Annotated in this window: 3 protein-coding genes; all 3 read right to left on the minus strand. The window is 62.7% G+C overall.

The window, feature by feature from the left end:
* Positions 1–876 (minus strand): cation:proton antiporter (locus VIF40_RS00005; protein ID WP_331935459.1); only part of this gene is annotated, 876 nt, incomplete at its 3' end.
* Between the two features lie 583 nt (positions 877–1459).
* On the minus strand, positions 1460–2653 hold the full coding sequence (locus VIF40_RS00010; RefSeq protein ID WP_331935460.1) for an HlyD family secretion protein: 1194 nt from the start codon (positions 2651–2653) through the stop codon (positions 1460–1462).
* Between the two features lie 83 nt (positions 2654–2736).
* Positions 2737–4158: efflux transporter outer membrane subunit (locus VIF40_RS00015; RefSeq protein WP_331935461.1), on the minus strand; the 1422-nt coding region annotated here is incomplete at its 5' end.

Here is a 4158-nt window from a genome sequence, read left to right on the forward strand (position 1 = left end):
GAACGCCACCGGCACCGAGATAACCGACGTTAACGAGACCAGATAGCCGGCGCGAATGAAAAAGAAAGGCGTTAGCAATCCGAAAGTCACGGTGCGCAACCGCCGGATCAGCGAATGATTCCTGCCGACGGTCCCAGCAAGCGCCATTCCGACTGCGTAGGCCGGAAGCACGGCCTCGCTATCGGCCCAGGTGGCGAGCGATCCCAGCGCAAGAAGGAATAGAAGCAGGAATTTCGTCTCGAGTTCAGAGGGTAGTCCACCAAATCGGCTGAAAAACCGAGGCGTAAGCCAGAGGAGAGCCACGGCGCCCGACAAGGTGAAGGCAATAAACAACGCCGTCCTAATCGTGAAAGGCGTGAAAATAAGCCCCAGGGCGATAACATTCCCAAGATCGGTGACGAAGCAGGCGCCCAGCAGCACCTTGCCGAAATCCGTGCCGTTCAAACCATGCTGCATCATCTCGGTGTAGACGACCGCCACCGAAGTTCCTCCCAGCGCCACCCCCGCGAGCCAACTCGGCATGACGCCCCATCCGAGCAGATAATGAGCCACCGCCGCGCTAAGAAAGAATGGAACGAGGAAACTGACGGAGCCAAGCGAGACGGCTTCCTTCCATTTGAGTTTGAGCACGTCCGGCTCGAGTTCGGCGCCGGCGAGAAAAGTCAGTAGCATCACGCCGACGCCCGACAGAAACTTAACCCAGGATTCGTCGCTGCCCAGAACTCCCAAGCCGATGGTCGCGCCAAGGATCAATTGGGCGATTGTTCCCATGACCACTTCGGCCATCGCGGAGGAGATTCGGAGCCACTTCGCCAGCACGCCCGCGATCAGCGCGAGGCCAAACCAAAACGCCGCAAGCGCCCAAACTTCGGTCATGTCTCATCATCCTTTTTGTCGCCGCGCTCTCGCGGCGCGGCCAAAGGCTCGACAAGGCGCATTCGCGCCATGTCGAGCGGATCGGGCCTACCCGCGCGAAGGAAACCGGATCAATCTAGATCCCGCGGCCCCGCGCCTATTGAAACATCGGCTCGTGCGAGCCTCGGCATCCCGCGCCGATGAATTACGACGCTCCGTAACGCATCGGCGGATATCATATTAAGCACTATATCACAACGTGATATTATGCCATGCGCTTTGGAAAGTGACTTTGCGCAACCTAGGAAGCCGCTCTAGAAGCGGATACTCACGCTGCTTATCCCGCATTCATCACGTACGTTCACGGCTACCTCAACGCGTGCCTCGCGGTTAAGAAGGACCGCGTCTTATGAACTCAACTACGTGATTTTCATGTTTTGGCCGCTTCGCCGATACCCGTCTCGAACTGCTCGAGAGAAGCTTTGACATCCATATCCTGTTCGGATCGAATGAGCCAGACGGTGTCCTTTATATAACGATGTGAACGTGGTCGTTTGAGCAGTTAGCTGCCCCTAATTGTGAGAATGGAATGGGGCGCCTTCTTTTACTCGCCGATGGGGCATGCGGCGATGGCGGCGTTGTTGGCTTCGACGAGATTTTCGCTGACGATTTTTTGCGCGCGCATATTGGCTTCGGCGATTTCATTGGCGAAAATTTCGGTTTTGTCGGCCTTGGGATCCATGCGGGTGATCGAGGCGTTGGGCGATTGATCGACATTGCGCACGTCGATGGAGATGACGGTGGAAAGCCCCGGCCGCAACGGCCGTTTTTCGAGTTCGTCGGGACGCAGCGAGATATACACCGGAACGCGCTGGACGATATGGATGAAGTTGCCGGTCGCGTTGTCGGGGGCGAGCAAGGCGAAGACGCTGCCCGAGCCCGGGACGATGCCCTCGACCCGGCCGTGAAAGGGAGCGTTGGCGCCGTAGAGATCGACCGTGATCGTCACCGGCTGTCCCGGCCGCACGCGCTCCATGCTGTTTTCCCAGAGATTCGCCTCGATCCACAGGTAATCGAGCGGAACGATCTGCATCAGCAGATCGCCGGGCCGCGCGCGGTCGCCGACCTGCGCCTTGCGCTTGGCGATGTAGCCGGAAACGGGCGCCTTGATGCGCTGGCGCGCGAATTCGATGTAATTCTCGGCGAATCTGGCCTTGGCCGCCGCGATGTCGGGATGGTTGGTCAGGGAGAGCCCGCCGAGCCGCGATTGAAACGCCTGATAGTCCGCCCGGCTTTCATGCAGCTCGGCGTCGAGCGAGGCGAGTTGGTCCACGGCGTTCTGCAGGACCTGTTGCGACACCGAGCCGCTCGGCAACGCCTGGCGATAGCGCATGACGTCGTGGCTGGTCTTGTCGCGCAGCGCGATCTGCGAGGCGATCTTCTGGCAGGCTTGGCGCCGCGCGGCGAATTGCCCGCCGACCGCGCGCACGGCGCGCGCCAGCTCGGCCGCGGATTGATCGAGCGCCGCCTTGGCGCGCTGTTCGTCGAGCCGCACGAGCAGATCGCCGGCTTTCACCTTGTTGGTTTCCTCGACCAGGACATCCGCGACGACGCCCGTCGCGTCGGCTTGCACCGGAATGATGTTGCCGACGATGAAAGCATTGTCGGAGGTGACCCAAAATCGATCATGGGTCTGCCATCTGATCAGGAAATACAAACCCGCCGCCAGCGCCGTCAGCGCGACGAGCGAGAGGAAAATCAGGCGGCGGGAACGGAGCGTCTTGCGATCAAGGGGCATTGGCTGTCCAAAGCGTCTGGGTGTTCTTAGATTTCTTTTCGTTCGAGCGATGCCGTTCGAACGGACTCTTCGTCGGCGCGCGCCTATCCGCCGCCGAGCGCCTCGATCGCGTCGACGAGCGGCGTCAGTCGATCCTTTTCCGGCTCCGGCCGCGGCGCGAACGCTTCCGGACCCTCCAGATAGCCGCCGCCCAGCGCCTGGATCAGATCCACATGCGACGACAAATAGTCGGCGTCGAGCGCGTCGAGCACGTAAACCTGTTCGAGGACGGCGTGCGCCTGCGCGAGCAGTTCGCGCTTGTCCTTCAATCCGCTGCTCCAGCGCGAGCGCGCGAGTTCGAGTTCCGCGCGCGCGGCGGCGTTCAAGCGGCGCTGCGCCTCCGTCTCGGAGCGCGTCTCCTTCAGGCTAGCCAGACTGTCGGCGACCTGCTGCGCCGCCCTGAGCAGCGTTTCATTGTAGCCGTCGACCGCCTCGTCATATTCCGAGCGGCGGCCCTCCAGCCTGCCGCGCAAACTGCCGCCCTGGAACAGCGGCAGATGGATGTTGGGCGTGACGGCGTAGCCGATCGCCGAGGTCCGGAACAGGAACTTGCCGAGATCGTCGATCTTCGTCGACGTCCTCGAGGCCTCCAGTCCGCCGACGATCGTGAGATCGACGGACGGCATGAACTCCGCCTTGGCGGCGTGAATCCGCTCCGCCGCCGCCTCGGCGCGATGCATGGCGGCGGCGACGTCCGGACGGTGGGCGAGAAGCTCCACGGGAAGTTGTCGCGGCAAGGCGGGAGCCGCCGGCTGGCTCATCGACTTCGCGCCGACAACGCCGCGTCCGGCGTCCGGTCCCTGGCCCATCAGCCGCGCGAGCAAATTCTGCTGGAAGTCCAGTTGCGCCGTGACGCCGGCTTCGCGTTTGACGGCGGCCTCCAGCGCGGCGCTCGCTTCGGTCACGCCGTCGGCGGTGTCGATCCCGGTTCTGAACCGCGTTTGCGCGAGCGCGAGCAGGTCTTTGCGCAGCTTGACCATCTCGCTCGCGGTCGCCGCCTGCCGGGCCAGCGCGCGGATGCGAAAATAGACGCGCGAGATGGCGGTGGTCAGCAACAGTTGCGCCTCCGCCGTCTCCGCCGCTTGCGCCGCGGCCTCGCCAAGCGCGGCGTTGAGGATCGCCCGGTTCTTGCCCCAGAAGTCGAATTCGTAGTGAAGCGACAGCGGGTTGATGTAGGCCATGGTCTTCTCGAGGCCGGCCAGCGCGGGATTATAGGACTCGACGACGCCATGATTGGGAATGCGCGATTGGCGCATGCCCATATCCGCGTTGAGGAAGGGCAACAGCCGCGCCCCTTCGACCTGTGAAAAAGCCTCGGCGTCGCGCAATGCTTCCATGGCCCTTTTCAGGCTTTGATTTTCAGCCAGCGCCGTCTCGACGATGCGGTCGAGTTCGGGACTGCGGAAGCGGCGCCACCACTCGCCGCTGGGCCAGCTCGCCTCGGTTGGCGAGGCGAGCGGCGCGCC

Source organism: Methylosinus sp., assembly GCF_036560965.1.
Classification (GTDB): domain Bacteria; phylum Pseudomonadota; class Alphaproteobacteria; order Rhizobiales; family Beijerinckiaceae; genus Methylosinus.

Excerpts from the sequence above, each read along its gene's own strand:
- VIF40_RS00010 (WP_331935460.1), bottom strand. The coding sequence starts at position 2,653 with ATGCCCCTTGATCGCAAGACGCTCCGTTCCCGCCGCCTGATTTTCCTC.